The 23639-nt window shown below is 57.3% G+C and carries 17 protein-coding genes and 2 tRNA genes; 13 read left to right on the forward strand and 6 right to left on the reverse strand.

Annotated elements, in window-relative coordinates; genetic code table 11:
- From HNQ59_RS16165 to sucD, 7 genes are all read left to right on the forward strand, one after another.
- Entirely contained in the window at positions 1-234 is a 234-nt protein-coding gene (locus tag HNQ59_RS16165; RefSeq protein WP_184041435.1) for an FAD assembly factor SdhE, read from the forward strand.
- 109 nt (positions 235-343) lie between these two features.
- Positions 344-1633 (forward strand): citrate synthase, encoded by a 1290-nt coding sequence (gene gltA, locus HNQ59_RS16170; protein ID WP_184041436.1) that lies wholly within the window; start codon positions 344-346, stop codon positions 1631-1633.
- Between the two features lie 178 nt (positions 1634-1811).
- Positions 1812-4646 carry a 2-oxoglutarate dehydrogenase E1 component gene (locus HNQ59_RS16175; protein WP_184041457.1) on the forward strand — a complete coding sequence of 945 codons (2835 nt, stop codon included), beginning with the start codon at positions 1812-1814 and terminating at the stop codon, positions 4644-4646.
- Between the two features lie 69 nt (positions 4647-4715).
- The gene (gene odhB, locus HNQ59_RS16180) at positions 4716-5921 is read left to right on the forward strand and encodes a 2-oxoglutarate dehydrogenase complex dihydrolipoyllysine-residue succinyltransferase (RefSeq protein WP_184041437.1); all 1206 of its coding nucleotides are present in this window, start codon (positions 4716-4718) and stop codon (positions 5919-5921) included.
- Between the two features lie 123 nt (positions 5922-6044).
- Positions 6045-7475, forward strand: coding sequence for a dihydrolipoyl dehydrogenase (gene lpdA / locus HNQ59_RS16185; RefSeq protein WP_184041438.1), 1431 nt, complete (start codon positions 6045-6047; stop codon positions 7473-7475).
- A 65-nt stretch (positions 7476-7540) separates the two neighbouring features.
- Positions 7541-8710 carry an ADP-forming succinate--CoA ligase subunit beta gene (gene sucC, locus HNQ59_RS16190; RefSeq protein ID WP_184041439.1) on the forward strand — a complete coding sequence of 390 codons (1170 nt, stop codon included), beginning with the start codon at positions 7541-7543 and terminating at the stop codon, positions 8708-8710.
- A gap of 25 nt (positions 8711-8735) precedes the next feature.
- Positions 8736-9620: a succinate--CoA ligase subunit alpha gene (sucD, locus tag HNQ59_RS16195; RefSeq protein ID WP_184041440.1), complete on the forward strand. Its 885-nt coding sequence runs from the start codon at positions 8736-8738 to the stop codon at positions 9618-9620.
- 351 nt (positions 9621-9971) lie between these two features.
- Here the strand turns inward: sucD and HNQ59_RS16200 are convergent, their stop codons facing one another.
- The 3 genes from HNQ59_RS16200 to HNQ59_RS16210 all read right to left on the reverse strand — a co-directional run bounded on the left by HNQ59_RS16200 (position 9972) and on the right by HNQ59_RS16210 (position 10845).
- A complete protein-coding gene (locus HNQ59_RS16200; RefSeq protein ID WP_184041441.1) occupies positions 9972-10313 on the reverse strand; it encodes a YegP family protein in 342 nt (113 codons plus the stop codon).
- A 306-nt stretch (positions 10314-10619) separates the two neighbouring features.
- Positions 10620-10704 (reverse strand) — tRNA-Leu (locus HNQ59_RS16205).
- Positions 10705-10760: 56 nt separating this feature from the next.
- A tRNA-Leu gene (locus HNQ59_RS16210) sits at positions 10761-10845 on the reverse strand.
- Positions 10846-10957: 112 nt separating this feature from the next.
- Between HNQ59_RS16210 and rnr the strand changes: the two genes are divergently transcribed.
- From rnr to aroC, 6 genes are all read left to right on the forward strand, one after another.
- Positions 10958-13252, forward strand: coding sequence for a ribonuclease R (rnr, locus tag HNQ59_RS16215; RefSeq protein ID WP_184041458.1), 2295 nt, complete (start codon positions 10958-10960; stop codon positions 13250-13252).
- 884 nt (positions 13253-14136) lie between these two features.
- Positions 14137-14937 carry a ferritin-like domain-containing protein gene (locus HNQ59_RS16220; RefSeq protein WP_343074304.1) on the forward strand — a complete coding sequence of 267 codons (801 nt, stop codon included), beginning with the start codon at positions 14137-14139 and terminating at the stop codon, positions 14935-14937.
- Positions 14938-14985: 48 nt separating this feature from the next.
- Positions 14986-16431, forward strand: coding sequence for an alpha/beta hydrolase (locus tag HNQ59_RS16225; protein ID WP_184041443.1), 1446 nt, complete (start codon positions 14986-14988; stop codon positions 16429-16431).
- The gene (locus tag HNQ59_RS16230; RefSeq protein ID WP_184041444.1) at positions 16428-17195 is read left to right on the forward strand and encodes an ABC transporter ATP-binding protein; all 768 of its coding nucleotides are present in this window, start codon (positions 16428-16430) and stop codon (positions 17193-17195) included. The genes HNQ59_RS16225 and HNQ59_RS16230 overlap by 4 nt, the downstream gene beginning before the upstream one ends.
- A complete protein-coding gene (locus HNQ59_RS16235) occupies positions 17192-18361 on the forward strand; it encodes an ABC transporter permease (protein WP_184041445.1) in 1170 nt (389 codons plus the stop codon). Before HNQ59_RS16230 ends, HNQ59_RS16235 begins: the two co-directional genes overlap by 4 nt.
- A 242-nt stretch (positions 18362-18603) precedes the next feature.
- Positions 18604-19704, forward strand: a complete 1101-nt coding sequence (aroC, locus tag HNQ59_RS16240) for a chorismate synthase (protein ID WP_184041446.1) — start codon at positions 18604-18606, stop codon at positions 19702-19704.
- A 75-nt stretch (positions 19705-19779) separates the two neighbouring features.
- On the opposite strand, the gene HNQ59_RS16245 is transcribed toward aroC, so the two are convergent.
- From HNQ59_RS16245 to HNQ59_RS16255, 3 genes are all read right to left on the reverse strand, one after another.
- Positions 19780-20523 (reverse strand): hypothetical protein, encoded by a 744-nt coding sequence (locus tag HNQ59_RS16245; protein WP_184041447.1) that lies wholly within the window; start codon positions 20521-20523, stop codon positions 19780-19782.
- A gap of 406 nt (positions 20524-20929) precedes the next feature.
- Positions 20930-23245 (reverse strand): penicillin-binding protein 1C, encoded by a 2316-nt coding sequence (pbpC, locus tag HNQ59_RS16250; RefSeq protein WP_184041448.1) that lies wholly within the window; start codon positions 23243-23245, stop codon positions 20930-20932.
- Between the two features lie 39 nt (positions 23246-23284).
- A complete protein-coding gene (locus tag HNQ59_RS16255; protein WP_184041449.1) occupies positions 23285-23638 on the reverse strand; it encodes a hypothetical protein in 354 nt (117 codons plus the stop codon).
- Position 23639: the final 1 nt, after the last annotated feature.

Genomic DNA, 23639 nt, shown 5'->3' on the forward strand with positions numbered 1-23639 from the left:
ATGAGTGATCTCGATCGTATCCGTTGGCGTTCGCGGCGGGGCCTGCTTGAGCTGGATCTGATGCTGGAGAAATTCCTCGCCCAGTGGCTGGACAAGCTGTCCCCAGAGGAACTGGAATCCTATAAGGATCTCTTATTCCTGCCGGACAACGATTTATTGGATCTGGCAAATGGTATTGCCGACCACCCGGACGAACATATCCAGGCGATTCTTCAGAAGATCCGGGATTGCTGACGTCGAACAGTCAGGTGCCGGCTGCAGACCGGCACTATAACTAACCATACACCCCGACTATCGGGCCGAATGGCCCGGATGACAGGACTCTCTCTTAGGAGCTTTCCAGATGGAAAACCGTAAAATCACGCTGAGCTACAACGACGGCCAAGGCAATCAGGAATTCCCGGTGCTGCCAGGCACACTGGGGCCAGATGTTGTGGATATCCGCACTTTCTCCAAGACTGGGATGTTCACTTTTGACCCTGGTTTCCTGGCGACCGCTGCTTGCGAATCCAAGATCACTTTCATCGATGGTGATCTGGGTCAGCTGTACTACCGTGGTTACCCGATCGAGCAGCTGGCTGAGCACAGCGACTACCTGGAATCATGCTATCTTTTGTTGAATGGCGAGCTGCCGACAGCCCAGCAGAAGAGTGATTTTGATTACATGGTGTTGCGCCACACCATGCTGCATGACCAGATCCACAACTTCTTCCGTGGTTTCCGCCGCGATGCCCACCCGATGGCTGTGATGGTAGGGGTCGTGGGTGCCTTGTCCGCGTTCTATCATGATTCGCTGGACATCAACGACCCGCATCACCGCGAAGTATCAGCTTTCCGCTTGATCGCCAAGGTGCCGACCATTGCAGCTCAAGCTTACCGTTACAGCAAAGGCTTGCCGTTCTCCTATCCGAAGGCCGGCCTGAGCTACGCGGAAAACTTCCTGCACATGATGTTCTCGACACCGGTTGCCGAGTACAAGGTCAACCCAGTGTTGGCCAAGGCATTGGATCGCATCTTCATCCTGCACGCTGATCACGAGCAAAACGCCTCCACCTCGACCGTGCGTCTGGCTGGCTCGTCTGGCGCCAACCCATTTGCATGTATCGCAGCGGGCATTGCCTGCCTGTGGGGCCCGTCACACGGTGGCGCGAACGAAGCCGTGTTGAAGATGTTGGACGAAATCGGTTCGGTCGAGAACGTGCCAGCCTTCATGGAAGGCGTGAAGAACAAGACCCATAAGCTGATGGGCTTTGGTCACCGTGTATACAAGAACATGGACCCACGCGCCAAGATCATGAAGCAGACTTGCGACGAGGTGCTGAACGAGTTGGGCCTGCACAACGATCCGAAATTCAAGCTGGCCATGGAGCTGGAAAAGATCGCGCTGGAAGACCCGTACTTCATCGAGCGCAAGCTGTACCCGAACGTCGATTTCTACTCCGGCATCGTCCTGTCCGCCATCGGCATCCCGGTTGCGATGTTCACGCCGATCTTTGCATTGGCTCGCACGGTAGGCTGGATTGCACACTGGACCGAGATGATTGCCGACCCTGGCATGAAGATTGGCCGTCCTCGCCAGCTCTACACCGGTGCACAGCGCCGCGATTACGTGCAGGTTGACGCACGCCGATAATACCTGTTGTGGGGGTGGCCAAGGCCACCCCCAGCAGCATATGTCGTGAAGAGATGTCTTGTTTCAGATGAAGACGGGGCAGGCATCTCGGCCTCAGCATCAACGTGGATCGTTGGAGGAGGACATGTCGCTGTTTGTCGAAATAACCACTGATAAGCCTGTAAGGGGGCACACCGCCATGATGAAAACCATGATGAGCAATTCCTACCTGTTCGGGGGGAATGCACCATTTGTCGAAGAGCTGTATGAGTTATATCTGGCAGACCCTGGGGCCGTCACACCGGAATGGCGTGATTATTTCGACAAGCTGCAACAACTGCCCGGCGCTACCGATCGCGATATTCCACACCTGCCGATCCAGCAGTCTTTTGTCCAGCTGACCAAGACCCCGCGTTTTGCGTCCCAGCAAAGCGTAGCCTCGCAACAGGCAGCCACGCAGAAGCAGCTGCAAGTGTTGCGCCTGATCAGTGCCTACCGGATACTGGGTAACCGCCACGCCACACTCGATCCGCTCCGTCGCTCCGACACTGCTGCGATTCCTGAGCTGGACCCGGCCACCCACGGCCTGACTGCAGAAGACATGGCAGTGACCTTCGCCAGTGGCACGCTGCATGGTATTGCCAAGCAGGCGCCGCTGTCCGAGATCGTCAATGCATTGAAACAGACCTACTGCGGTAGCATTGGCCTGGAATACATGCACATCATCAATTCCGAGCAGAAGTACTGGATACAGGAACGCTTCGAGAGCGTCCGTTCCCGCCCGGAATTCGCACCCAGCAAGAAAAAGCGCGTGTTGAACAAGATCACTGCGGCTGAAACGCTGGAAAAATACCTGCACACCAAATACGTCGGCCAGAAGCGTTTCTCGCTGGAGGGCGGCGAGAGCATGATCGCTGCGATGGATGAGCTGATCCAGCGCTCAGGGGAGAAGGGTGTACAGGAGATGGTGGTCGGCATGGCCCACCGTGGCCGCCTGAACGTGCTGGTCAACACGCTGGGCAAGCTGCCGCGTGATCTGTTCTCCGAATTCGAAGGCAAATACAACGATGAGCTGGCCTCGGGCGATGTGAAATACCACATGGGCTTCTCCAGCGACATCCCGACACCGGGCGGCCCGATTCACGTCTCGCTGGCATTCAACCCCTCACACCTGGAGATCGTCAATCCTGTGGTGGAAGGCTCCGTGCGTGCGCGCCAGCAACGGCGTGGTGATCGCACGGGTGACCAGGTTCTGCCGGTGTTGTTGCATGGTGATGCAGCGTTTGCCGGTCAGGGCGTGGTCATGGAGACCCTGGCGTTGTCGCAGACCCGGGGCTATGGCACCGGTGGTACCGTTCACTTCATCATCAACAACCAGATCGGTTTCACGACCTCTGATCCGCGTGACAGCCGCTCTACGCTTTACTGTACCGACATCGCGAAGATGGTCGATGCACCGATCTTCCATGTGAATGGCGACGACCCGGAAGCCGTGGTATTCGTGGTGCAGGCTGCGCTCGATTTCCGCCAGCAATTCCACAAGGATGTCGTAATCGACATGGTGTGCTTCCGTAAGCTGGGCCATAACGAAGCGGATGATCCATTCGTGACCCAGCCGATGATGTACAAGAAAATCCAGAAGCACCCTGGTACCCGCAAGCTGTACGCGGACAAGCTGGTCAATGAGGGCATCATCAAGAGTGATGAGCCCGATAACATGATCAAGGCCTATCGCGATGCATTGGACCGTGGTGAACATGTTGAGCAGACCACCCTGTCTGACTATCAGCGCAGTTTCGCCATCGACTTCAGCGCCTTCAAGGGCACGCACTGGGCGCACCCGGTTGATACCACCGTGCCTGCGGCAGATCTGAAGCGTTTGGCTGAAAAGGTCACCTCCATCCCTGAGGGGTTCAAATTACACCCCGGCGTGGAAAAGAATGTCATCGAGGCGCGTCGTAAGATGGGCCGTGGCGAGGCGCAGCTGGACTTCGGCATGGCCGAGACCCTGGCCTATGCGTCCTTGCTGGAGAGCGGCTATGGCGTGCGTCTGTCCGGTCAGGATTGTGGCCGTGGCACCTTCACGCACCGTCATGCGGTATTGCATGACCAGAATCGCGAGCGCTGGGACCAAGGCGTCTATGTGCCATTGCGCAATCTGTCCGACAAGCAAGCCAATTTCCTGGTCATCGACTCCATTTTGTCCGAAGAGGCAGTGTTGGGCTTTGAATACGGTTATGCCTCTGCCGAGCCGAACGAATTGGTGATCTGGGAAGCGCAATTTGGCGATTTTGCCAACGGTGCCCAGGTGGTCATCGACCAGTTCATCAGCTCTGGCGAAACCAAGTGGGGCCGTTACTGTGGCCTGGTGATGAGCCTGCCGCACGGTTACGATGGCCAAGGGCCCGAGCACTCATCCTGCCGCGTCGAGCGTTACCTGCAGCTGTGTGCTGAGCACAATATGCAGGTGGTGATGCCGACGACTGCAGCACAGTGGTTCCACGTATTGCGCCGTCAGATGATGCGCGCTTATCGTAAGCCGCTGATCGTGCCGTTGTCCAAGCGTCTGCTGAAAGCCAAGGAAGCGATGTCCGACCTGTCCGAGCTGAGCGGTGGCGCATTCCGCCCTGTGATCGGTGAAGTCGATGCCGCCATCGATGCCAAGAAGGTCAAGCGCGTCGTGGTGTGCTCCGGTCAGGTCTATTACGATCTGGTCAATGCCCGCAAGGAGCGCAAGGTCAGTGATGTGGCTATCGTCCGTCTGGAGCAGCTGTACCCCTTCCCGACCGAGATTTTTGCAGAGGAATTGGCCAAATTCACCGCTGCCAAGGAAGTGGTGTGGGTTCAGGAAGAGCCACGCAATCAAGGTGCTTGGCTGTCGATCCGTCACCGCCTGGAAGCGGCGCTGGGCTCGAAACAGACTCTGACTTTCGCGGGTCGTCCTTCCAGCGCGTCGCCTGCCGTGGGTTACATGAGCAAGCACGTCGCCCAGCTGAAGGCCTTCCTCGAAGAAGCGATTGTCATCAAGAAGTGATCCACCAAGTGTTGAGGCGGGCAGCCTGCCAGGGCTGCCTGCGACAAGAAACAAGAATCGGAGAAAACGATGCTGATTGAAGTGAAAGTTCCGCAATTGCCGGAGTCCGTCGCTGAGGCTGTGCTGGTCGCTTGGCACAAAAAGGAAGGCGAATATGTTGAGCGTGATGAAAACCTGATCGATCTGGAAACCGACAAGGTCGTGCTCGAATTGCCGGCTCCGCAAGCGGGTGTGTTGGTGAAGATCATCAAACAAGGTGGTGACACCGCAATCAGCAATGAAATCATTGCGCAGATCGACACCGAAGCCAAGGCTGGCGCCGTTGCCCCAGCGGCAGCGCCCAAGGCGGCAGAAGCGCCGGCAGCCGGCGCGGCAGTGATGCCTGCGGCCCGTAAGCTGGCTGACGAAAACAACGTTGACACCGGCAAGGTGGAAGGCACAGGCCGTGGTGGCCGCGTGACCAAGGAAGATGTCTCCGCCGCCATCAGCGCGCCCAAGGCTGCACCACAAGCCGCAGCCAAGGCCGCTGCTGCGCCGTTGCCCGCCGCGCCTGCGGTGGCCATGGCACTGGGCGACCGCCCTGAGCAACGCGTGCCGATGTCACGCCTGCGTGCACGCGTGGCTGAGCGCCTGGTTCAGTCGCAACAGACCAACGCCATCCTGACCACGTTCAATGAAGTGAACATGGCACCGGTCATGGAGCTGCGTGGCAGGTACAAAGACCGCTTCGAAAAAGAGCATGGCATCAAGCTCGGCTTCATGGGCTTCTTTGTCAAGGCAGCGGTGCATGCCTTGAAGAAGTATCCGATCGTCAATGCATCGGTTGATGGCAACGACATCGTTTACCACGGCTATTTCGATATCGGCGTGGCTGTGGGCAGCCCGCGTGGTCTGGTAGTGCCCATCATCCGTAACGCGGACCAGCTGAGCCTGGCTGAAATCGAAAAACAGATCGCGGATTTCGGCAAGCGTGCGCAAGAAGGCAAGCTGGGGATTGAAGAGCTGACTGGTGGCACCTACACCATCTCCAATGGCGGCACCTTTGGTTCGATGATGTCCACCCCGATCATCAACCCCCCGCAATCGGCCATTCTGGGTATGCATGCAACCAAGGAACGTGCCGTGGTGGAAAACGGACAAGTCGTCGTTCGCCCAATGATGTACCTGGCTCAATCCTACGACCACCGCATCATCGATGGACGTGAAGCGGTATTGAGCCTGGTGGCGATCAAGGAAGCGATCGAAGACCCAGCCCGTCTGTTGCTGGATCTGTAACAGCGGTATCATCCGGGCCGACGTTTGCACCTCATGGGTGGCGACGTCGGCCAATCCATTGATACAGCGTACATTGCATCTGGCAGCATGCCGGATGCCAGTTCGACATATTAGGAATGATCCATGTCCAAATCATTTGACGTCGTGGTAATTGGTGCCGGCCCAGGCGGCTATGTGGCGGCGATCCGTGCAGCGCAGCTGGGTTTCTCGGTGGCGTGCATCGATGAAAACAAGAATGCCGATGGCAAACCTGCCTTGGGCGGTACCTGCCTCAACGTCGGTTGCATCCCATCCAAGGCATTGCTGGAGTCCTCCGAGCAATTCCACAAGATCCAGCATGAAGCTGCCATTCACGGCATCAGCGTGACCGGTGCCAAGGTCGATGTGGCCAAGATGCTGGAGCGCAAGCAGAAGATCGTCAATCAGTTCACTACGGGTATCGGGCTGTTGTTCAAAAAGAACAAGGTCACCAGCCTGCACGGCCACGGCAAGATCCTCAAGCGCGAAAATGAGAAGTGGCTGGTTGAGGTGGGTGGTGATGCGTCCGAGGTGGTTGAAGCCAAGCATGTCATCATCGCTACCGGCTCGACCCCGCGTTATATCCCTGGCATCGAAGTCGATAACGTCGATGTGTTGGATAACGTCGGCGCCTTGTCATTGTCCGCAGTGCCCAAGCGCCTGGGTGTGATTGGCGCAGGGGTGATCGGCCTGGAGATGGGCAGTGTCTGGAAGCGCCTGGGCGCAGAAGTGACAGTGCTTGAAGCCATGCCTTCATTCCTGGCGGCGGCGGATGAAGAAGTGTCCAAGCTGGCGTTACGCTTGTTCACCAAAGAGCAGGGCCTGAATATCCAGACCGGCGTCAAGATTACCGAAACCAAGAAGGTCAAGAAGGTCATTCAGATCAAATACACCGACAGCGCTGGCGCCGAACAGCTGTTGGAAGTGGACAAATTGATCGTGGCAGTAGGTCGTGTGCCCAATACCAACGGCATCGCTGCGCCTGAGGTTGGCCTGCGCATCGACCAGCGCGGCTTTGTTGAAGTGGATGACCATTGCCATGCCGGTCTGCCCGGAATCTGGGCAATCGGTGATGTGGTACGTGGCCCGATGCTGGCGCACAAGGCCTCGGAGGAGGGCGTGGCGGTTGCCGAGCGTATTGCTGGGCAGAAGCCTCATCTCGACTTCAACTGCATTCCATGGGTGATCTACACCGCGCCGGAAATCGCCTGGGTCGGCAAGACCGAGCAACAGTTGAAAGCCGAAGGGGTTGCCTACAAGAAAGGCAGCTTCCCGTTCGCCGCAAATGGCCGTGCGCACAGCCTCAATGCCGCGCAGGGCTTCGTCAAGATGCTGGCGGATGCCAACACGGATCGCATTCTGGGCGTCCACATCATTGGGCCGATGGCCGGTGAGTTGATCTCAGAAGCAGTCGTGGCCATGGAATTCCATGCCAGCAGCGAAGATATCGCCCGCATCGTCCATGCTCACCCGAGCCTGGCCGAAGTCATGCACGAAGCGGCACTGGGTTGCGACAAGCGCGCCATCCACAACTAAATACATGCCCGGGGGCCAAGCGCCCCGGGCTGAATCCTCACTCCTTCCAAGAAAAGGATTAAGCAATGAACCTGCACGAGTATCAAGCGAAGGAACTGCTGGCCAAATATGGCTTGCCGGTTCAACAGGGCATTCTGGCCAACACGCCGGAAGAGGCCGCCAATGCCTTCCGTGGGCTGGCTGGCAAATTTGCCGTCATCAAGGCGCAAGTCCATGCCGGTGGCCGTGGCAAAGCAGGTGGTGTGAAAGTGGTCAAGTCCGCTGATGAGGCGGCAGAAGTGGCCAAAAACCTGCTGGGCACCCGTCTGGTGACCTATCAGACAGACGCCAATGGCCAACCCGTTCACAGCGTGCTGGTTTGCGAAGACATGTACCCCGTTCAGCGTGAGCTGTATCTGGGTGCCGTGGTGGATCGCTCCACCCGCCGCGTGACCTTCATGGCATCCACCGAAGGCGGCGTGGAAATTGAGGAAGTGGCACACAACACTCCGGAAAAGATCCTGAAAGTGACCGTTGATCCGCTGGTGGGCCTGCTGCCGTTCCAGGCGCGTGAGGTGGGTTTCCAGCTGGGCTTGAACGATGAACAGATCAAGCAATTCACCAAACTGATGATGGGCGCTTACAAGGCATTCGTCGAAAACGACTTTGCCCTGTTCGAAATCAACCCCTTGGCGATTCGTGGCGATGGCAGCCTGTGCTGCGTCGATGCCAAGATCGGCATCGATTCCAACGCCATGTTCCGTCAGCCTGCACTGGCTGCAGCACGCGACAAGTCGCAAGAGAACGAACGCGAACTGAAGGCTTCCGAATTCGACCTGAACTACGTCGCACTGGAAGGCAATATCGGCTGCATGGTGAATGGCGCTGGCCTGGCCATGGCCACCATGGACATCATCAAGTTGTACGGCGGCCAGCCTGCCAACTTCCTGGATGTTGGCGGTGGCGCGACCAAAGAGCGCGTGATCGAAGCGTTCAAGCTGATTCTGGCTGATCCGTCCGTTCAGGGCGTGCTGATCAACATCTTCGGCGGAATCGTGCGTTGCGACATGATCGCCGAGGCCATCATCGCTGCCGTCAAGGAAGTGAATGTGACCGTGCCAGTGGTGGTTCGTCTGGAAGGCAACAACGCCGAGCTGGGCGCGAAGATCCTGTCCGACTCCGGCCTGACGCTGATTCCTGCGCAAGGCCTGGCAGATGCCGCGCAGAAGATCGTTGCTGCCGTCAAAGCAGCTTAATCCACCAGCACACTAGGAGTTCGAAATGAGCGTATTGGTCAATAAAGATACGAAAGTGCTGGTGCAAGGTTTCACCGGCAAAAATGGCACGTTCCACTCGGAACAGGCGCTGGCCTATGGCACCAAGGTCGTTGGTGGCGTGACACCGGGCAAGGGTGGCACAACCCACCTGAACCTGCCCGTGTTCAACACCATGAAGGAAGCCGTGCGTGAAACCCAAGCCGATGCATCGGTGATCTACGTACCAGCACCGTTCGTGCTGGATTCGATCATTGAAGCGGTTGATGCTGGCGTGAAGCTGATCGTGACCATCACCGAAGGCGTACCGACTCTGGATATGCTGAAGGTGAAGCGTTATGTCGAGGCCAGCGGTTCCCGCCTGATCGGCCCGAACTGCCCAGGCATCATCACCCCAGGTGAGTGCAAGATCGGCATCATGCCTGGCCACATCCACAAACCTGGCCGCATTGGTATCGTATCGCGCTCCGGCACCCTGACCTATGAGGCGGTTGCACAGACCACCGCTGCAGGCCTGGGCCAATCCACATGTATCGGTATCGGTGGTGACCCGATTCCCGGCACCAGCCACATCGATGCACTGAAGCTGTTCCAGGACGATCCGCAGACCGAAGCCATCATCATGATCGGTGAAATTGGTGGCACCGCCGAGGAAGAAGCGGCTGAATACGCCAAGGCACACGTCACCAAGCCGATCGTAGGCTATATCGCTGGTGTGACCGCGCCGAAGGGCAAGCGTATGGGCCATGCTGGTGCGATCATCTCCGGCGGCAAGGGGACAGCGGAAGAGAAGTTTGCGGCCTTTGAAAAGGCCGGTATTGCTTACACCCGCAGCCCAGCCGAGCTTGGTTCGACCATGGTCAAACTGCTGCAGGAAAAAGGCATGCTGTAAGCCTGTGCGTCATAGCCTGTCATCAGGTTGACGCTCGAAATGCCCAAGGCAGAACGATGCCAGTCAGCTCAAGCTGACTGGCATTTTCTTTTGGTGCATTCCTGAAAACATGTTGCTTGTCATGTTAAGCAGGCGGCGGTTTTCAATGAAAAACACATCGGATAGTCTTGGCAGGCCAGTGTAAATGACCTTCCTGGTTTTGACGGGCTGGGGTAAAAAGGGGAGAAGATTCCCCCCTTTCATCTGCCATGGTCTGGGTACCGTTGGTGTGGTTTGGGTGACCCTTCCTGCTGGCTGTTGTGCAAATCTTGATCGATTTGCCTGGGGGCGTGGACAGGGGGCCTTCCCAATTCAGGTGGTTTCGTCTCGGATGTCTGACGTAGGGCCATTGACCTTGACTGAGGCGATACCGGTTTCTCGGCTGGCTTCGGTCGTGTAGTTTTCGCTTCGCCCGATGATCTCACCATTGCCAGCTTTCAAAACAAAGGAGTAGGGCTGCGCTGCCGTCGATTGCTTGCGCTGGTAACGGCCATCGTCGGGGCTGTTGATTTGGCAGGAGGCAATGCCTTTCAGTGCGCCTTGTTTGCTGGCGTAGTTCTCGCTTGTCAGGATGACGTGGTTGTTGTCGGCACGGAGTACGAAGTGGTATGGCTGAGCGGCGTTGGATTGCTTGATGATGTAGTGGCCCGGCATTTAAAACTCCTCGTCTGAAAAGTGAAAGCAGCTGACCCGCCCCTGATAGGAGGCATGGCAGAAGATCTTTCCTGGTTGGGAAAATTCAAGAGGTAGGAGGAAAATTTTTCAGCGAATGGGCTGCGTCCGGACAGTCTGCCTCGATGATCGCCGTGGTGCTTGAGCCCAGACGGGCCAAGCGTTGGGGCTCTGGCGTGGGTGTGGGGTGATGTTATCTGCTCTGGGCGGCGAAAAGATTGCCTGGGGAAAGGGAGAGGTCCGAAAGGCAATAAAAAAGCCGCGATTTATCGCGGCTTTTTGAAATCTTGGTGCCCAGGAGAGGACTCGAACCTCCACGGAGTTACCCGCTAGTACCTGAAACTAGTGCGTCTACCAATTCCGCCACCTGGGCATTTCAGGGTTTTCATTATACAGTCAAACAGTGCACATCAAACAAGCATCTTGTGTTGGTGCCCAGGAGAGGACTCGAACCTCCACGGAGTTACCCGCTAGTACCTGAAACTAGTGCGTCTACCAATTCCGCCACCTGGGCCTGTATAATCTCTTTTGCGCAACGCATTGTTACTGCAGTGCGGCTCAAGAGACTGCGCATTATATAGAGGACTTTCGATTTGTCAAACAAAAAAAGCAAGAAAACAGAAAAAATTAGCCAATCGGCCTTAAAAGGTAAGAAAAACAAGCACAAGAAAAACAGCCTGAGGCTTGCAGATCCTTTCCTTGCGCGCGAAAAAGCGAATTATCCCAACCCGCTCCCTAGCCGTGAATTCATCATCCAGCTACTGACCGATAAAGGTGTGCCTGTCTATGCGGACAGCCTGGCAGATTGGCTGGATATCCTGCCTGATGAGCTCCCCTTGTTTGAGCGCCGCCTGCGCGCCATGGAGCGTGATGGCGAAATCATGTTGAATCGCAAAGGTGCGATCTGTATTCCCGAGAAGCTCGATTTGATCAAGGGGCGGGTGCAGGGGCATAAAGATGGTTATGGTTTCCTGATTCCGGACGATGGCAGCGAAGACTTGTTTCTTGGCCCCAAGGAAATGCATAAGGTATTGCATGGTGACCGGGTATTGGTCAAAGAAGTCGGTAAGGATTTCAAAGGCCGTCGCGAGGGGCGGATCGTTGAGGTGATCGAGCGTCGTCATACCAGATTGGTGGGGCGGTTGTTCAATCAACGCGGTGTGTTGTTCGTGGTGGCGGAGGACAAGCGCATCAGCCAGGATATTCTGGTGGCGCCGCAGGATGTAGGGGAGGCTCAGTCTGGGCAGGTGGTGATGGTGGAGCTGATTGCCCAGCCGGACAAATATGCCCAGCCGCAGGGGCGGGTGGTCGAGATTCTGGGTAATTATGGTGATGCGGGGATGGAGATCGAGATTGCATTGCGCAAACATGATCTGCCATTCGAGTTTTCACCTGAGGCCGAGGCGCAGGCCAAGAAGACGCCCAAAAAAGTACGGAAGCTGGACTGGAAGCCAGAGGAGGGGCTCAAGCGGGAGGATCTGCGCGAGCTGCCGCTGGTGACCATTGATGGTGAGACGGCGCGTGATTTTGATGATGCTGTCTACTGTGAGCCTGCTGGTAAGGGATGGCGGCTGGTGGTGGCGATTGCGGACGTCAGCTATTACGTGCGCCCAGGTGATGCTTTGGATACCACCTCGCGCGAGCGCGGCAATTCCGTCTACTTCCCACGGCGGGTGATTCCGATGCTGCCTGAGCAATTGTCGAATGGCATTTGTTCGTTGAATCCAGATGTCGAGCGTATGTGCATGGTGTGTGACATGAATATTTCGGCTCGGGGCGAGATCAAGCAATACCGGTTTTTTCCGGCGGTGATGCACTCCAAGGCGCGGTTGACCTACACCAAGGTGTGGGACATGCTGAGCGAGCCCGGTAGCCCCTTGCGTGAAGAATATGCGGCTGTGCTGCCGCATGTCGAGCATCTGTACAAATTGTTCCAGATCTTGTTGGCTGCGCGTCATCGGCGGGGCGCGATTGATTTTGAAACGGTCGAGACGCAGATGATCTTCAATGATCAGGGCAAGATCGATCGTATTGTGCCGGTCACCCGCAATGATGCGCATCGTCTGATCGAGGAGTGCATGCTGGCGGCCAATGTGTGCGCCTCTGACTTTCTGCAGCAGCATGAGCATCCGGCGTTATACCGCATCCACGAGGGCCCCACGCAGGAGAAGCTGGAGAATCTGCGTTCCTTCCTGAAGGAGTTTGCGCTGACCTTGCCAGGCGGGGAAGATCCGCATGCCAAGGATTACGCGCAATTGCTGGAGAAGGTGAAGCAGCGGCCCGAGGCGGCGCTGTTGCAGACAGCCATGCTGCGATCATTGCAGCAAGCGGTGTACAGCCCGGACAATGTCGGCCACTTTGGCCTGGCCTATGACGGCTATACACATTTCACCTCCCCGATCCGCCGGTATCCTGACTTGTTGGTGCATCGCGCCATCAAGGCGGTGCTGCGTAAGGATGCCTACAAACCTGGCGGCAAGTGGGCAGAGCTGGGGCAGCATTGCTCGATGACGGAGCGTCGTGCAGATGAGGCAACACGCGATGTCGAAAACTGGCTGAAATGTTTCTACATGAAAGACCGGGTGGGTGAATGCTTTACCGGTACCGTGAGTGCAGCCACCAGCTTTGGGATCTTCGTGTTGCTGGACGAGGTGTATGTTGAGGGTCTGGTGCACATCTCTGAGCTGGGCAGTGACTATTTCCGTTTCGATCAGGCCCTGCATTGTCTGATCGGTGAGCGAACCGGCGAGCGCTATCGGCTGGGGGATCGTGTACGGATCAAGGTCGTCCGTGTGGATCTGGAGACCAGCAAGATCGATTTTGTGCTGGTCGATGCTGAGCCGGAGGCTGAAGCGGCACCCTCTGTGGAGGCGGCAGCCAAGCCTGCCCGGGTGCGGAAAAGTAGGAAAGCCGCTTCTTGACCATGGTGTGATGGCCAGGGGCCGCTGCTGAGCGGTGTTCTAATGAGCGAGTGCCACGTGAGCTGTGGCCTCGCTTTTTTATTTGCCTGATTCATACACAGTTGGCGTGGGCGGCTATGTGGAGGGCTTGTGGATGAGTGGCTTAAATCCTTGTCTGGAAGCGGGTTTCCGGTGCTGCCTAATTTTTCGGCATTGGCCGGTTGTGTGATGGCAAGGTGCTATGAGCGGGTTTCATACACAGTTTGGGTGGAGTGTGGTGTGGGTGGGCTGTGGATAGCGGTGCCAGGCCACTGAGTAGACTGCGCTTTTCTGCTTTGCTCAAAAGGTGGGCAGCGGCTGAAAATGCCGTGCAGGGCTGATCTGGCATGATTCACAGCTTGCGTGGAGGGTGGTGTGGGTGGGCTGTGGATAGGTAGGGCAGTGCGCTGTTTTCGTGGGTGAAATTCGAGCTGATTAAAATTTAAGCAGTTGGGGTGGATGGTGTGATGAGGTCGGTATGTCCTGTGATATCCAATCTCCATGCGGGTTGCCGTGTGGGAAACCCACATCTTGGGTGGAGGGTGTTGTGAGAACACTGTGGAAAACCATGCTAAGCCGCTGAGTGGAATCGTAAAAAGCGGGCTGCCTAAAATTTGTGCAGGCGCGAGAGTCGCCCAGATGGCGGGCTGTTGCTGTTCAGCAGCAGGTCTTTCATTCACAATTGGCGTTGACGGCCCTGTGAAAGGCGTGTGGATAAGCCACCTATCTTGTTTTGCCATCAGGGCTTTTTGACTGCTGATCAAAAAATGAGCGGATGTACCTATATGCATGTGGTTGATTCATCTTCGGCCTCAACCGGTCTGCCTTTGTTTGAATGCTGCCACCGTGCGTTGGTCGAGGCTGATGTGCCACGAAAGATCGAGCAGGTTCAGGCGCTGTGGGCGGCATGGCAGGCTGGGCAGTGCGTGTTGGATTGGCAAACGGAGGCGGTGCCTATGCCAGTACCGGGCAGGCCGGCCAAGCCGGTGCTGGTTGACCCACAGCAGGTGCCCAGGCGGCGTATTGGGACGCCAGCGGGCAAGGTGGCCTTGATCCATGCGATTGCACATATCGAATTCAATGCCATCAATCTGGCATTGGATGCAGTGTATCGGTTCCGGGGGCTGCCCTTGGATTATTACCGCGATTGGCTGCAGGTGGCGGCAGAGGAGGCCTATCACTTCCAGTTGCTCAACGACCGGTTGGCGGTGTTGGGCGCGGCCTATGGCGATGAGGCTGCCCACAATGGGCTGTGGAATATGGCGATTCAGACCGATCATGATGTGTTGGTACGTATGGCCCTGGTGCCACGGATTCTGGAGGCACGGGGGCTGGATGTGACCCCGGGCATTCAGCTACGGTTGCGACAGCATGGCGATACGGTCACGGCGGATCTGCTGGATATCATCCTGCGTGATGAAATCGGCCATGTGGCCATTGGCAATCGCTGGTATCGCCATGTCTGTGACGAGCGTGGGCTTGACCCGGTCGAGACATTCAAGCGGCTGTACCATGAGCATGGCTCACCGATGATTGCGGCATCGATGAATCGGTCGGCACGTAAGCAAGCTGGTTTTGACGAGGTGGAACTGGCGTTGCTGGCATCCCTGAGCATCGAGCCCCCACCCGCAACGCCGAAAGCGCTCGGTCAGGCTGGCCTGCGCTGAAGCATGAAGATTCCCTATCTTGTATCAATAGATCAACCATGGAGTGTCATGAATAAACGATCCATCCCCCGATGGTGCCGTACCGTGTTGGCTGCGTGGGCCTGCACTGGCGCAACTTGGGCTTATGCGTCACAAGCACCGTTGCAGTTCGAGCCTTGTCGGATTGACGATATACCTGGCGCGGTGCAGTGCGCGAAGCTGGATGTGCCGTTGGCGGTGGGTGACCACCGCCAGGTCAGTGTGCAGATCGTGCGTCTGCCAGCGTTGACCCGCCAACCTGCGCCAGACCCGGTATTGTTGCTGGCCGGCGGGCCAGGGCAGGCGGCCAGTGCCCTGGGGCGGCTGGCCCAGGCGCTGGGGGCGGTGCGACGTGAGCGGGATCTGCTGTTGGTGGACCAGCGAGGAACAGGGCGTAGCCAGCCACTGGACTGCAAATTGCCTGCTGATGCAGATCCGCTGTCCGATTTGCTCAAGGACAAGCTTTTGCCTGATGAGGTACTGTCATGTTTTGCCTCATTACGTGAGCAAGCAGCCCATTACACCACGCACGACTATATCCGCGACCTGGAGGCGGTGCGGGCACGGTTGGGCATTGAGCAATTCAACCTGTGGGGGGGCTCGTATGGCACGCGGGTGGTGCAAGAGTATCTCCGCCTGCATCCAGAGCGGGTCCGCACAGCGGTGATGGATGGCGTGGTGTCGTCCACGACTCGGCTGACTGCTGATATCGCTGCCAACAACGATGCACGGCTACATGCTGTCGTGGTGGCCTGCCAACAGTCTTCAAGCTGCCATGCCGCCTACCCAAAATTGCAGCAGATCGTCGAACAATTGCCGCGCCAGCTACAGCAAAAGCCCATCGCGGTCGATCTGCCGCATCCGCTTACCGGTGTGCAGCTCAAGGGGCAATTCAGCGACATTAGTCTGGCGTCCACTTTGGGGGTGATGTTGTATCAACCCGAGATGCAAGCGCTGGTGCCGCGTTTGTTGTATCAGGTCAGCCAGGGTGAGGTGAGGCCGCTGCTGGCAGCCTACAGCCAGGTGATGCTAGTGCTTGGTGAGCAGATGAACGATGTCCTGTATTTTGCCGTTGCATGTGCCGAAGATGCTGAGGTGCCCACTTTGCCCGCCGCAGGCGTGTTCGTCTCTGTCCAGAAAATGGCGCGTGAGGTGTGTGCTGCCTGGGGGTTGCCTGGTAAGCCGTTGCCAGGGCCGGTCAAATCCAATGTGCCGACGCTGCTGCTGTCGGGGGGGCTTGACCCGGTCACGCCGCCACGACTCGCCAATCAAGTGGCGACAGGTTTGGCCAATCGATTACACCTGCAAGCACCGCAGTTGGGTCATGTCATCAGCCACTACCGTTGCGTGCCCAAGGTGATCCACGAGTTCATCCAAGATGCCAAGGCTGGTGCGGAGGCGAAATCCTGCGATCTGAAGCTGAGGGCTATGCCTGCGCTGCCTTTCTATGTTACTGACAAGGAGGCGCGGCCATGATCGAGGTGGTGTCGATCGGGAAGCGATTCCGGGCGCGGGATGGGCGCTGGATTCGTCGGTGGCGCGAGGTGACAGCTTTGCATGAGGTCAGTTTCACCGCGCAGCCAGGGCAGATCACCGGCTTGCTAGGCCCTAATGGTGCGGGCAAGACCACGTTGCTGCGGATCATTGCTGGCGTGCTGCAGGCTGATCAAGGGCAGATCCTGGTGGATGGGGTGGCCATTCAGCAGGATTTGCTGCGGTTGCGATCCGCCATGGGTGTGCTGGGTGATGCCAAGGGCCTGTACCAGCGGCTGACGGCGCGTGAGAACATCCGCTATTTCGGGCAGCTGCATGGTGTGCCTGCCAAGCTGCTGGCGCAGCGTATCGACCAGCTGATCGACCAATTGGGTATGGCAGGGATTGCAGACCGACCGACCGCTGGCTTTTCCCAAGGGGAGAGGATGAAGACGGCCATCGCCCGCATTCTGGTGCACGATCCACGAATCGTCTTGCTGGATGAGCCCACCAATGGGCTGGATATCCTGGCTACCCGCTCCATGCGAGATGTGATCCGTGGCTTGAAGGCTGCTGGCAAGACGGTGCTGTTTTCCAGTCATGTGATGCAAGAGGTGGGTGAATTGTGTGATGAAGTGGTGATCGTCAATCGCGGCACGGTGGCTGCTGTCGGCTCACCACAGGCGATTCTGGCGCAATCGGGTCAAGCCTCGCTGGAGGATGCGTTTGTGCATGTGCTGGGCTCTGCAGAGGGGTTGTTTACATGAGTGGTCAAATAGCAGCCATTTTCAGGAAAGAATTGCTGGACATTGTCCGCGACCGCAAGTCGTTGATGATGTTGGTCATGGTGATCTTGCTGTCCGGGCCATTGGTGCTGGGCATCCTGTTTACCATGATCAATCTGTCACTGGAGCGGCAAAGTACCATCAGCATTGCTGTGGTGAATCCGCAAGCAGCGCCTGATTTGACCGTATTTCTGAAGCGACAAGGCGTGACGGTGGACACCGCGCCGGCGGATTTCATGACGCAACAGAAGGCGGGCAAGCTGCCGATTGTGTTGGAGATCCCGCCTGACTTCGCGGCCCTATTTGCTACCGGGCAGCCCGCACCGATCCGGTTGATAGCCGATTACTCTGACCATGGGAACAGCAGTCGTTTGATGACGCTGCAACAGCTGTTGAACCAGTACCAACAGCAAGTCACCACCGCGCGCATGGTGTTGCAGGGGGTGTCCCCGGCGTTGGCATGGCCGATTGTGATCCAGCAGATCGACCTGGCCACCCCACAGCAGAGTGGCTCCGGGATATTGTCAGTGTTGGCGTTCTATGCACTATATGGCCTGTTTTTCTGCGCCATGGGGGCCGCATTGGACGCCACCGCTGGCGAGCGTGAGCGGTTGTCGCTGGAGCCCCTGCTCGGGAACCCGATCCGACCGCTGCAGATCGCCATCGGCAAATGGTTGGCGGTGGGCACGGTCAATGTGGTGGTTGCCTGCGCATCCCTGCTGGGTTATATGATTACCTTGAAACTGGCACCCTTGCCCAATGTCGGCATCCCGTTCCTGTTCGATTGGCGGGAGTTCGGCGGATTCCTGCTGGTGCTGGCGCCCTTTGCATTGTTTGTGGCCGCCACCTTGCTGGCATTCGGCGCATTGGGCAAATCGGTGAAAGAGTCGCAAACGGCCATGTCGCTCGCGATTGCCGTGGTTGCGTTGCTGCCATTGCTCAATATGTTTGCCAAGGAAAAGCTGCCAGACTGGATGACCTGGGTGCCGGTGAATGGTCAGTATTACGCGCTGGAAAAGCTGTTGCGCGGCGAAATGCTGACCTTTGCCCAATGGCTGCCGCTGTATGTGGTTCCCTTGAGTGGTGCGGCGCTGATGGTCTGGCTGTTGTCCCGGCAACTGGGCTCAGAAAAACTGTTGGCCGGATAGGGGTGGAGCGCAGCCGCGGCAGATCATGAAATCTGGCTTGCAGAACCTGGGCGCGCTGATCGGTGGCTGTGATAGACTGGCAATCTTTTTTCGGTTTTTGATGAAACACGGCAAATTTGTTGCTGCATGGTGCTCGTCATGCTCCCGGCGACGGCGTGTGGCAGGCAGCTGGCAACAAGGTGGCTGCCCAGTCGGATTGGGTGGCAAGGTCTGGCCGTGTGCATCGCTTCAGGAGAGGCAGCATGTCTGGTAGTCACTTCGGTTTGTTGTTCACGGTCACCTCATTTGGCGAATCGCACGGGCCCGGCATTGGGTGCGTGGTGGATGGCTGCCCGCCAGGCCTCGCCCTGACCGAAGCGGACATCCAGGCCGAACTGGATCGCCGTAAGCCCGGTACCTCGCGCCATGTCACACAACGCAAGGAGCCGGATACCGTCGAGATCCTCTCCGGGGTGTTCGAAGGCAAGACCACCGGCACGCCGATCGCCATGTTGATCCGCAATACCGACCAGCGCAGCCAGGACTACGGCAAGATCGTCGAGACCTTCCGTCCTGGCCACGCTGATTACACCTACTGGCATAAGTATGGGACCCGTGACTATCGCGGCGGTGGGCGCTCCAGCGCACGGGAAACTGCCGTGCGCGTGGCGGCAGGGGCCATTGCCAAAAAATGGCTGCACGAACGCTATGGCGTCGTGATCCGTGGCTACATGAGCCAGTTGGGTGCCATCAAGATCCCGTTCCAGTCCTGGGATGCGGTTGCACAGAATCCGTTTTTCGCCCCCAATCTGGACATCGTCCCTGAGCTGGAAAGCTATATGGACACCATCCGCGCCGAGCGTGACTCCATCGGTGCTCGTATCGACGTGGTGGCGGAGCAGGTGCCAGTGGGCTGGGGCGAGCCGGTATTCGACCGGCTGGACGCCGACATTGCTTATGCCATGATGAGCATCAATGCCGTCAAAGGCGTTGAGATTGGTGCTGGGTTCGCCAGCGTGGCCCAGCGCGGCTCTGAACATAGTGACGAGCTGACCCCGCAGGGCTTTGCCAGCAACCACGCCGGTGGCGTGCTGGGGGGTATCTCCAGCGGGCAGGCCATCCATGTCAGCCTGGCTGTCAAGCCAACCTCCAGCATCCCACAAGAGCGCCGCTCCATCGATAAGGCGGGCAACCCTGTGGTGATGCAGACCACGGGTCGGCATGATCCTTGCGTCGGCATCCGCGCCACTCCGATCGCCGAAGCGATGCTGGCCCTGGTGCTGATGGACCATGCTTTGCGGCATCGCGCCCAATGCGGTGATGTCCGGGTCGAAACCCCGGTGATTCCTGGGCATATCGACTGAGCTGCTCTTTACCACATACCCAAACAAATGGGGCCACAAAGGCCCCATTGTCATTGATGAGTCAGCTACATCACATCAGTCTGCAGTTTCGTGCAAGGCAGTACCGGTTTGCTGGTTGAATCGGCGATAACCGCTGGAGGCGCTCAGTACATATACTTCCGTGGTGTTGGTGCCGGTCATGGACTTCTTCACTGCCATGATGTCACCATTGGCCAGTACATTGAAGACAAAATTGCTGCCTGTTTCATGTAGTGCGGTACCAGTCTGCAATTTGAATCTTCTATAGTTGGAGCCGGCATCCAGAATATGCACCTCTGTTGATCCTGTGCCGGTCTGGCTCTTCTTGATGGCCATCACATCGCGATTGGGGAGCACCGCAAAGTCGAAATTGTCACCAGTTTCGTGTAAGGCGGTGCCTGTCTGCAAATTGAATGATCTGTAGCCTGTTCTTGCATTTAAGATGTGAATCTCTGTAGAGCGAGTACCGGTATCGCTCTTTTTGATGGCAACGATGTCAGAATTAGGCAATACCCCAAAAGCAAAATTGGTACCCGTTTCGTGCAATGCGGTTCCAGTTTGCAAATTGAATTGCTGATAACCGGACTGAGCATCTAAGATATGGATCTCTGTTGAGTTGGTTCCGGTTCGCGTCTTTTTAATCGCAACCAGATCGCGATCCAGCAGGGCACCAAATTCAAAATAGGTGCTGGCAACCATTGGAGCGGCTTTTACTGCGGATTCTGAATGGTTGGCATCTGCGGCAAATACAGTCTGACCAACAGAGAAGGCTAATGCAATGGATAGTAGCAGAGTTTTCATTTGATACTCCTGGTATTTTTGGAGAGAAAAAATAATTCTTTTTTTGCTTTAATTTGGTGCGATTGAATGTTGTATTTATTTAAAATCACCACCAAATACATGGTTTATTGTAAATGTGGGTATATTAAAAATATATAATTGTGCTATTTGGTTATTACGCTGATTTTGAAGGTGTGATGAAGGTTGGTCGCCTCTCATTAGCCAGGAAAGAAGCTCAGGGTCTGCATGGCCGTGGAGCGGATGGATCTGTATAGGTACGGATCTGATCTGGCCGGCTGGTACCTACAGAGTGGGAGCTACCAGGTTGAAGTCCGAACTCCCACACATGATCAGCTCCTATGTCATCACAAAGGTGGTGAGCCAACGGTAGTGCCTTTAGCCTGCGCAATCGTCTGGGGTGGAGTACCTAACGGGCTATCTCTACTTTGACATCCCGGCTTGTGCTACGACCGTGGTCGTCCACCGCCAATAGTCCGTACCACCCACCTTGTTCGGGTCGCCAGGGCAGGGCTTGGCCGACAGGGGCTTTGCCGATGAAGCTTTGATTGGCAAACCAGTAGAGTTCCTTTACGCCCGCCGCAGTGGTGGCCTGCAAGGCAATGCGTTGCTCTGCTTGCTGTTGGCTGAGTTTGTAGGTGACGTTGGTCAGGGGGGATGTGATACGGGGCGGGTCGCCTTCTTCGTTGGCCAGGGGAGTGTCGCATTGTGCTGGGCGAGGTGGGGTGCGGCGGGGGATGCCGGCTTCGCGAAAGAGTTTGAGCATGTCCGAGGACCAGAACTCGAATACCTCCAGATGGGTGGTGGCAGGATCGAATGGGGGGCAGGCAGGACGCCCGCTACGATTGTCGATGGCTACTGGGCGATGGAGAGTGCTGACGCGGATGGGCGACTTGCCAGGGATGAACCAGGTGCTTGTTTTGTTGGGACACCAGGCGTTGGGTAGATCTCCGCTGGCTGTGCAGACGGTGACCTGCTTGATGCCTGCCGGCGGGGCCCAGCCGGTAAAAGGTGACGCTTGCTCAGCGAGATTCAGGGCGTCGGTGATGCGATGGAACAAGGGGGCGGCCAGGTCGATGCCGACAAAGGCTGGGTTGCCTTCTCCATTGAAATTGCCAAGCCAGACTGCCAGCACATAAGGCCCGGCGACGCCGACTGTCCATGCATCCCGAAACCCCCAGGAGGTGCCGGTCTTCCAGGCGATGGGCCAGTGATGGCGACTGTCCAGTACTGCGCCGTCTGGTCTGGGGTTGGCGCTCAGCATATCGAGTGTCAGGTAGGCGGCCTGGGGGGATAGCAAGCTGGGGCTGTGCTGTGGGCGAGTCTGTGATGTCAGATAACGCAATGGTTTCAATTCACCATGATTGGCGAGCATGGTGTAGAGGCCGGCCAATTCCTCCATCGTGATTTCACCGCCGCCCAGTACCAGTGCCAAGCCATAGTGCTGTTCGCTTTTCAGTTGGGTGATGCCTGCGCTGCGTAGAAAGTCATACAGGCTGGGGCGTTTGAGCTGCGAAGCCACCCACACGGCAGGGATGTTCCGACTGCGGATCAGGGCGTCTTTGGCGCTGATCGGACCCATGAAACGGCCATCGAAATTCTCAGGGGAAAATGGCCCGAAGGCGCTTGGGGTGTCGCGCAGCATGGTCATCGGGTGGAGGATGCCTTGATCCAGGCCCATGCCGAAGATGAATGGCTTGAGTGCCGAACCGGGCGAGCGTTTGGCCTGGGTGCCATTCACCTGCCCATCGATGGCCGCATTGAAGTAGTTGGCAGAGCCGATCATGGCGCGGACGCCCTGATCACGAGTATCAATCAGCAAGGCTGCTGCATTGTGCACGCCCTGGCTGGCCTTTTCCTGCAGATACCCAGCAATCTGCCGTTCCATCAAACGCTGCAGGCGGTGCTCCAGTGTGGTCTGTATCGGGCCTGTCAGCCCAGGTTGATCCAGCAACAAGCTATCGACAAAATGCGGTGCCAGGAAAGGCAGGGATGACAGAGGGCGCAATGGCAATGGTTGCCGGGCCAGCTGGCGCTCGGCTTCGCCCAACGGCCAGCGTGCTGGCCAGCGGGAGAGCACCCGCAAACGTGCCTTCTGCAGACGTGGAGCACCCAGTAGCCGATCTGCCCGCAGATTGGGATGCTGTGGAATCACGGCCAAGGTGATCGCTTCTGGCAGGCTGAGCTTGTCAGGTGTTTTGCCAAAGTATGTCAGGCTGGCCGCGCCCACGCCTTGTAAGTTGCGCCCATAGGGGACGAGATTCAGATAGGCTTCCAAGATGTCATGTTTGCTGTAACGGGCCTCCAGCCACAACGCCAAGCCGATCTGTTTGAGCTTGCCCGCTGGGTTGCGGGTGTTGAGCTGATGGATCATCCGTACCAGCTGCATGCTCAACGTCGAGCCCCCCTGGCGATCTTCCTGAGCATAGGTACGAAATGCGCCGCGCAGTATCGACACTGGATTGACGCCAGGGTGCCAGTCGAACCAACGATCCTCCTGAACCTTGACTGCCTCGATCATGCGGGGCGAGATCTGCTCCAACGGTGTCCACAGCCTGTATTGCTGATCGGCAGCCAATGTCAGCCGTAACAGCTCGCCGTCATGTGACCAGATGGCTGCGGATTCCGGCGCAAAGCTGCGCAGCGGCTCGTGCGGCCAAAGCCGCAGTATGGCCAGGGCGAAGAGCAACCCAGCCAACATTCGAAGAAAGCGTTTCAGCAACATGGTTCAGATAGTGGGTGCGCAAGCCCGCTCAGGAGTGGGTCAAGACGCTGGATTCGGGGAATTCGGGTTGTCATGCACCGTGACCTGGCCATTTACCGGGTATCGCGCCAGTCGCGCCTCGGCCTTAGTCCAGCTGTAGCCCTGCTTGGGATGGGTGATGCGGTTTTCCAGATGGCTTCGGTCATGGGTGGAGTGATGGTGGCGGACATTAGCCCAAAACGTTTCGTCAGCCGGGCCCGGGCTACCCACAGCGCGTTGTGTGCTGCCGATCAGCCCTGGTGGGACGGAAGGCCATGGGCTGCTGGCCTTCCGCGCTTTGTGCCGGACATGGAAACTGGATGACACACTCATGCTGAGGAGGGTAGCGGCCACATGCGTGAGTGTGTTGTCCATG

Origin of the sequence: Chitinivorax tropicus (genome assembly GCF_014202905.1) — a bacterium.
GTDB lineage: Bacteria > Pseudomonadota > Gammaproteobacteria > Burkholderiales > SCOH01 > Chitinivorax > Chitinivorax tropicus.

Excerpts from the sequence above, each read along its gene's own strand:
- HNQ59_RS16165 (WP_184041435.1), top strand. The coding sequence starts at position 1 with ATGAGTGATCTCGATCGTATCCGTTGGCGTTCGCGGCGGGGCCTGCTT.
- gltA (WP_184041436.1), top strand. The coding sequence starts at position 344 with ATGGAAAACCGTAAAATCACGCTGAGCTACAACGACGGCCAAGGCAAT.
- HNQ59_RS16175 (WP_184041457.1), top strand. The coding sequence starts at position 1,812 with ATGATGAAAACCATGATGAGCAATTCCTACCTGTTCGGGGGGAATGCA.
- odhB (WP_184041437.1), top strand. The coding sequence starts at position 4,716 with ATGCTGATTGAAGTGAAAGTTCCGCAATTGCCGGAGTCCGTCGCTGAG.
- lpdA (WP_184041438.1), top strand. The coding sequence starts at position 6,045 with ATGTCCAAATCATTTGACGTCGTGGTAATTGGTGCCGGCCCAGGCGGC.
- sucC (WP_184041439.1), top strand. The coding sequence starts at position 7,541 with ATGAACCTGCACGAGTATCAAGCGAAGGAACTGCTGGCCAAATATGGC.
- sucD (WP_184041440.1), top strand. The coding sequence starts at position 8,736 with ATGAGCGTATTGGTCAATAAAGATACGAAAGTGCTGGTGCAAGGTTTC.
- HNQ59_RS16200 (WP_184041441.1), bottom strand. The coding sequence starts at position 10,313 with ATGCCGGGCCACTACATCATCAAGCAATCCAACGCCGCTCAGCCATAC.
- HNQ59_RS16225 (WP_184041443.1), top strand. The coding sequence starts at position 14,986 with ATGAATAAACGATCCATCCCCCGATGGTGCCGTACCGTGTTGGCTGCG.
- HNQ59_RS16230 (WP_184041444.1), top strand. The coding sequence starts at position 16,428 with ATGATCGAGGTGGTGTCGATCGGGAAGCGATTCCGGGCGCGGGATGGG.
- HNQ59_RS16235 (WP_184041445.1), top strand. The coding sequence starts at position 17,192 with ATGAGTGGTCAAATAGCAGCCATTTTCAGGAAAGAATTGCTGGACATT.
- aroC (WP_184041446.1), top strand. The coding sequence starts at position 18,604 with ATGTCTGGTAGTCACTTCGGTTTGTTGTTCACGGTCACCTCATTTGGC.
- HNQ59_RS16245 (WP_184041447.1), bottom strand. The coding sequence starts at position 20,523 with ATGAAAACTCTGCTACTATCCATTGCATTAGCCTTCTCTGTTGGTCAG.
- pbpC (WP_184041448.1), bottom strand. The coding sequence starts at position 23,245 with ATGTTGCTGAAACGCTTTCTTCGAATGTTGGCTGGGTTGCTCTTCGCC.
- HNQ59_RS16255 (WP_184041449.1), bottom strand. The coding sequence starts at position 23,638 with ATGGACAACACACTCACGCATGTGGCCGCTACCCTCCTCAGCATGAGT.